The 241-nt window shown below is 70.1% G+C and carries 1 protein-coding gene; it reads right to left on the reverse strand.

All coding sequences use genetic code 11. The annotated features are described in order from the left end of the window. On the reverse strand, window positions 1–205 hold a 205-nt coding region (locus tag OH705_RS28550), incomplete at its 3' end, for a hypothetical protein (RefSeq protein ID WP_267303611.1). Window positions 206–241: the final 36 nt, after the last annotated feature.

The following is a 241-nucleotide window of genomic DNA, read 5'->3' on the forward strand; positions in this document are numbered from 1 at the left end:
GGCTGACGTCGAGCACGGCCTGGGGCGCCTGGTTGCGCCATTGGCGGACGAAGGCGCTGGTGGCCAGGGTGGCGCTGTCGGTGACCAGGCGCTCGAAGCCGTTCTCGGCCATGTAGGCGAGGCCGAACTCGGCGGGCATGGCCGGGTTCATCAGGGAGATGGCAGCGCCGAGGCTGGTGAGGGCGAGGTAGTGGAGCATGGGCATGAGCCCGTCCTCAACGCTGACGGCCACCACGTCGCC

This window comes from Pseudomonas sp. BJa3, assembly GCF_026343815.1.
In the GTDB taxonomy this organism is placed as follows: Bacteria; Pseudomonadota; Gammaproteobacteria; order Pseudomonadales; family Pseudomonadaceae; genus Aquipseudomonas; species Aquipseudomonas soli.